Genomic DNA, 5,601 nt, shown 5'->3' on the forward strand with positions numbered 1-5,601 from the left:
GGAGCGTCATAAAGGAAAGCCAGGGCCAAGATTCGGATACCTTCATAAGCTGTTCATATGCCGCAAGACATGCTAGGTACATTTTGTTACTCTAAGGTCCAACACAGGGAGAGGACATCACCTCTGTCACGCGCAGCGGTCAGGGTTTCCCAGACTGAAGAATCCCGTGTTTTCCCGTAAGGGCAACTTCGGGAGTATGTCAAGAGATAACTTCCTGTAGCTACAATAAGAAATCTAACGCACTATTTTATATGAAACGGTCTACTACTGGCGTGTCAAGACTAAAATTGTGGTTTAGAAGCAAGCAACGAGCGAAGACCTCGTTCCCCCAGCCCCTATCCAGGGGGGTTAGGTTTTTAACCCATATTTTCAAGCTTGACACGGCACTACCTGCGTGACACAGCTAAAACTGTGGATTAGATTTTCTCCTATAATTATAGTTATGGTAAGGATTAACCATTTTTTTTCTAATATACCATTAAAGGTTTGTCAGACCACTACTAGACCTGATAGCTACTTAAGCTAAGTAATACCAAACTCAACAATCATTTGCTCTACCTGAGAAGATACCAAGGGGTCTGGGTCATTCCTCAAATTAGGCAATAATTCAACCAATGCACGTTGAGATGCCATCCGTAAGTAAGCTAGAGCTGCCTCCCGCACAAAACCAGTAGGATGACGTAAACAAACTAAAGTTTGTTCTGCTGTTAAACTCCAACGAGCAGCACGAGCCATCTGTAAACAGCAAGCTAAAGACCACTCTGAAAGAAAATGACGAAAATCTAGCAGGTGTCGTAAGCGATCGCTAGGAGCCATTGGTTGATAAACAACCATCTCAGATAAACTATTTAATTTTTCCTGATAACTGTTTTGATCCAAAATATCAATCAAGGAACGCTTACAAGAAATATCTACAGTATTATCCAAAATCTCCAAACCACGGGCTACATTTGAACGGGAGTCTGACTTAATATTAAAAGCTGCTGCTTGGATAGAACCCAACGGATAAAGAAATTTCATTAACAAAAAGCACTGTTCTATAGCATCTAACTCCAACAATTTTAGAGACCGTAGTAATATTTCTGTATAATCGGTTGTTAGTTTGCCATTACTTTCTTCTAAAGCACCGGAGTGGGAAGTAGTTGAGTTAATATCCACTCCAGACAAGTCTACTATACCCGCATAAATCTGCCCCAGAANTGGATAGAACCCAACGGATAAAGAAATTTCATTAACAAAAAGCACTGTTCTATAGCATCTAACTCCAACAATTTTAGAGACCGTAGTAATATTTCTGTATAATCGGTTGTTAGTTTGCCATTACTTTCTTCTAAAGCACCGGAGTGGGAAGTAGTTGAGTTAATATCCACTCCAGACAAGTCTACTATACCCGCATAAATCTGCCCCAGAAACATCAACTCTTGCTCTACTAAAATTTCAACTCCACTGCGACCTACTCGTTCAAGAACCCCTTCAATTCCAACTTCTCCTGGCATTTTCAACAATCTGCGTAAAATATTACGGCGTGTAGTACCCCAGGTAGTCATCATTCTATTTACCAGAGAGTCTAGTGCTTCTATTGTACCAATTTCACTAATAGCAGTCCAAGCTTGTAATCTTACTAAATCTGACTTGTGAGTATCATCCGCCAATTTTACCAGCATTGGAATTGCATCATTACCTAATCTTACTAATGCTTGCAATGCAGATTCTCTGGTTGATTTGTAGGATAAACCTCGTAACAGCGAGGGGTAGTAACTTTCTAAATGAGTAGAGGCAATTACATCCATACAATACTTTCGCACTCGTAACGATTCATCCTGTAATAAACTAGGAATGTACAATCGTAACCCTTGCAAATAATCTGCTTCTCCCAAAGCACGAACACCCATAACTCTTTCCTTTTCCAGTTTAGAAGTAATCATCCTGCGTAAAACATTAGTAGCTTCAGCTTTTTGCTCTATGTCTCCTCGACGCATAATTAAAGCTGCTGCTGTACCTCTTACTACTGGGTCTACTGAAGATTGTAAATAAGGTCGTAGCTGACTAATATCTGGTTCTGATTCTGTGAGCCAGATGTAGCGTAAGGCCAAAGCTAGAACTTCTGGTGGTACTGATTTTTGGGTTAGGGATTGTACTTGTTTTAGATAAGCTGGATTAGGATGATTTAACATCACTTCCAGACTTTGGCATTGTAATGCGGGTGACATTACCTGTAAAAGTGGGGCTAATATTTCGCCTAAATTTTTTTGGTCTATTTGACTTAGTAGCTCAATACAGGATCGTTTATCTTCTTCTGAAACTCCCTTTTCCAAAGTTTCTACTACTGAGCGTTTCAGAGCGCGCATATCTACATCTAATACACCAAATCTTCCTTTGCCAGCGCTTCTTACCAATAAGCCTACATATTGGGTTCTAATTAACCATATCACTCCCAACCATAAGAAGCCAGATATAATTATGGCGATAACAAATATTAGACCTTGCTGGTCTTGAAACCCACTTTGATTGGAGTCTAATATTAATCTACATAACCAGAGAATTCCTAATATTATTAATCCACTCAAGCCTGTAGAAAATGGTTCAGCTACCCCATTTACCATTGTTTGAACATCACTACGAATATTTTCTGGTAGAGGTTGGAATAAAACAGGTCCGGTAGTTTCGATTAATGTATAGTGTAGTAACTCGTCTAAAAATCTCAGAATTACTAATCCTATAAATACTGAAAATAATCCTGTTATTGCACCTGTAAAAGAAAATAATCCTAAAGCTATTGCCCCTACTGGTAGTATCATTGCTGTACCAAAAACACCTATTCTTTCTACCAAACGACTGGAGGCAAACCATTGAGTTGCTACTTGACAACTACTCAAAATACCCTCAAATACACCTAAGAAACTTGCTATTTTACTTGCTCCATCAGTATATTGGTTTTGCAATTCTAGTTGATAAAAGAATTGAAAGTCTATTAATACATATAGAATTTCTGCCATCACAAAGAATATGATTAATGGCAGTATATAACCTTGTAGGGGTCCTTTTATTTTGCGAGTAGAAAATTCTTCTTCGTCATCTTCTGGTATCCAACGGCTAGAATCAGGAAAAGATTGTTGGTATTTTTCTGATAAATATAATAGTATTCCTGAACCTAATACTACCATTACACCAGATACTATTGTGACATTATTCAGAGGCAGGAAGTATAGTATTAAAGGTAAAGAAAATCCACTAATTACTCCTGCTACTAAAAAACCACTACTAATTATTGGATAGGTTCGCTTAATTTCTCTAATATTAAATAACTGATTAGATGTGATTGAAGTATTTAAGTCGTTAAGCAAGTAACAAGCTTCTACCCATAACCACATTATAAAGGTAGTAAGAAAAGCTAAACTTTCACCAGCTATCGTGATATTTTCTATACCAATTCCAAACCTAAATAAGAATAATGGAACTGCCATTAGTAATAGAATTACCACTATTACTCGTCGCAGAGGCATGATTTNAAATAACTGATTAGATGTGATTGAAGTATTTAAGTCGTTAAGCAAGTAACAAGCTTCTACCCATAACCACATTATAAAGGTAGTAAGAAAAGCTAAACTTTCACCAGCTATCGTGATATTTTCTATACCAATTCCAAACCTAAATAAGAATAATGGAACTGCCATTAGTAATAGAATTACCACTATTACTCGTCGCAGAGGCATGATTTTTTGTAGCCACGAATAGACAAAGCCCAAACCTGAACCTATGCCAGCACTAGCGATATATATCCAAGGTAGTTTGTCAGCACCATATTCGTCTAAGAATAGACTAACTGTACTTAGTTCTAACCAAATTAATCCTGCAGAAGTAAGAGTATATACCGCAAACATTAGTAAGGTTCGCTCTACTTCCTCATAACGGAGATTGAGGGATATTAGCAGTTTATCTCCTAGTCCTGTATAACTTTTTAAACTTCTCAGTTCCATATAGTTTACTGAATAACTAAAGTGTAGAAGATTCTGGAATACATCCTCAATGAGACTCCGCACTAGCAACAACTAAATTCTTTCGAGTCGTACCAGTGGCCTTTGAAAAACCGAAACAATCTGAAAGACCAGTTAGGAATTTTACTCCAAGATAACTAGCTCTAGAAGACATTTACAGAAGGATAGTTGAGAAGATTTCTACCGAGACTGTGGGGAGTTTTTTAAAATGAGGGAACACTAAAACCTCATTGTCATCGTTAACTGGCTAAACTCTAATCCCTCTGACCGATAGGGGGGAAAATTTTACCAACGTTATGATAAGTCTAAATCATTAGTGGGTCTTGTTGTCCAGGATTATTGAGTCTTGTTTCTCTCGTTTGCTCAGGAGTCTAATCTCCTGCTAAAGTTTATCTTCAATTTCAGACCTCAAGCAGAAGATTCTGAATTTGATTGACTATTTCAACAGTATTCTTGCCAAGCCTTTTTTCTGGAAGTTTCAGGGATTTTCAGAGGATGATTAAGTAGATTCAGATGCCACGGTTATAGTGGATCAAGAATTATACTAAATGACAATCGTATTTATTTTGGCTGGGGAGAATTTGTTTTTTTATAGGAATCAAACGGATGAGTATTCTATATCAGGAATAGAGCATAGATCCGACTGGTCAATTATTTACGTTATTCTGCAATAACTTTACTTACTAAAAAATTAGTATTCTCTTATACTATTAATATAGTTTAGTTAGAGTTGTAAATACTTTGAGTATCCAACTTTACTTTTTAGGAGAGAACAACATCATCATACTGCGTCCTTCTCTCTTGGGAGCTTGTTGAACCTCAGCTAAATCTTTTAAATCTTTTGCCATCCGCTGCAATAATTCTTCTGCAAGGTTACTATGTTGTATCTCTCGGCCTCGGAACATAATAGTAGCCTTAACTTTATCACCAGATTCAAGAAAGCGCTTTGCATGAGATAACCGAACATTATAGTCATGCTCCTCAATTTTATAGCGCATCTTAACTTCCTTGACTTCTGCGTTATGCTGCTTCTTTTTTGCTTCCTGTGCTCTCTTTTTCTGTTCAAACAGGTATTTACCATGGTCCATTATTTTGCAAACCGGTGGATCGGCTGTATCACTTATGAGAACCAGATCAAGCTCTTTTTCCTCGGCCATACGCAACGCTTCTTTTGTATCCATAATTCCCAATTGCTTGCCATCTGAACTGATAGCTCTGACTTTGGGAACTCGAATACTTTCATTAATTTGAGGCTGATTACGATTATTTCTTTTTTCGATTGGCATTAATTAGGATTATTAAAACTATTGTTCAGAGGGACATCCGTACCAAATTAGGCTACGGTATTTAATTATTGAGACTTTCATGCTTCTACTGAACTTACCCAAACTAGAGTTTTAGTTTTGGAGGCTAGCTTCGCTTCAGGGAGAACCACTGACCGAAGTCTGTAAGTTCTTTTATACCCAGGCTTAAGTTTAGTGGAAAGTACACCAACTATGGCCTTTGATTGTTGTGAAAACTTTGCTACTCTATTCGACTATTTTCAGAACCTTAATTTAGGTTGAATAGATTTGCTTAACTACCTTTTGGCAGTAAACTTAATACT

General features: G+C 37.4%; 1 protein-coding gene and 3 pseudogenes. All 4 read right to left on the reverse strand.

Annotated elements, in window-relative coordinates:
- Positions 1 to 522: 522 nt before the first annotated feature.
- Positions 523 to 1,199: pseudogene (locus tag AFK68_RS41630) on the reverse strand (MFS transporter); the annotation flags it as partial.
- 1 nt (position 1,200) lies between these two features.
- Positions 1,201 to 3,503, reverse strand: a pseudogene (locus AFK68_RS13110) (HEAT repeat domain-containing protein); the annotation flags it as partial.
- 6 nt (positions 3,504 to 3,509) lie between these two features.
- Positions 3,510 to 3,977: pseudogene (locus AFK68_RS45035) on the reverse strand (MFS transporter); the annotation flags it as partial.
- Between the two features lie 773 nt (positions 3,978 to 4,750).
- Entirely contained in the window at positions 4,751 to 5,281 is a 531-nt protein-coding gene (infC, locus tag AFK68_RS13115) for a translation initiation factor IF-3 (protein WP_094673198.1), read from the reverse strand.
- Between the last annotated feature and the right edge of the window lie 320 nt (positions 5,282 to 5,601).

It is taken from the genome of Hydrocoleum sp. CS-953 (genome assembly GCF_002260545.1).
Lineage (GTDB): Bacteria > Cyanobacteriota > Cyanobacteriia > Cyanobacteriales > Microcoleaceae > Trichodesmium.